We start from the raw sequence: 1,010 nt of genomic DNA, 5'->3' as shown, positions 1-1,010 counted from the left end.
GCGTTCACCGACGTGGCGCTTACCGACATCGCCACGCCCATGACCAGTGCCGCAAGCCGGGTGCGGCGCGGGCTGCGGCCGTTCATTCGGTTATTCTTCGCGTTGTTCATCATCGTCTCCATTGTCAATTCGTTCCCGAGCCTTGGCCGTCAGACGCAATCAGGCCACAGCATCCGTGCTGGGTGAGGACTGGCGCGAGCCCTTCCGTTTCTTGTAAAAGTCGCCAAGCCACTGTTCCGGGGTGAGCTCTGCCTGCGAGACCTTCTCGCGCTGCGCAGCGTCATGCATCACGCGATGCATGACTTCGATGTTGTCGGTGGAGGCAGAGATCACCGACAGAATGTCGTCCATGCCGCGCAGGTTCAGCTGACAAACGCTTGCCGCGTGCCCCTGCTTGACAAGGAAGCAGCGCGAACGTTCGTCGAGCGCGGTAACCACTTTGAATTCGGCTTCGGTCAACTTGAGTCCATCGATGTAGTCCGAACGGCTTGCGTTCGGATTCGGCAGCAGGATCAGCGTCGCAGTCTGTTCGATAAGCGCCGCAGCGATATCGCTCTTCAGCGCGTCTTCCGGGCTCTGCGTGGCGAAAATGCCCAAGCCGTTCTGCTTACGAATGGTCTTCTGCTTGTTCTTGGCAAATTCCTTCAGCCCACCTTCGCCGTCAAGGATCTTCCAGAACTCATCCATGACATAGATCAGCGGGCGGCCGTCGATCAGTGACTCCAGACGGTGCAACAGGTAATTGATGACCGGCACGCGTACTTCAGGATTATCGATGATGTCGGTGTAATCAAAGCCGATGATGTTCGCCCGGCTCAGGTCGACGGTGTCAACCGGATTGTCGAACACCCAGCCCAGCGAGTTGCCGGAGGTCCAGCGGCGCAGGCGGGCATACAAACCGTCGTCACCCATGTTGGGCAGACTCTTCTGGAAATTGGTCATGCTGCGCAGATGCATCGGCGTATCAAGCATGTTCTCCACGGCGCGGAAGATGTCTTCCTCCTCCCGTG

The 1,010-nt window shown here is 58.4% G+C and carries 1 protein-coding gene; it reads right to left on the bottom strand.

Features of this window, described 5'->3' with window-relative positions:
• Window positions 1-159: 159 nt before the first annotated feature.
• On the bottom strand, window positions 160-1,010 hold an 851-nt coding region (locus tag AC1DQP_RS20875; RefSeq protein ID WP_478052482.1), incomplete at its 5' end, for a TraG/VirB4 family ATPase.

Source organism: Stenotrophomonas sp. P5_A8 (assembly GCF_056400545.1).
Note: the sequence above shows the minus strand (reverse complement) of the source record. Positions and strands in the feature narration are given on the sequence as shown.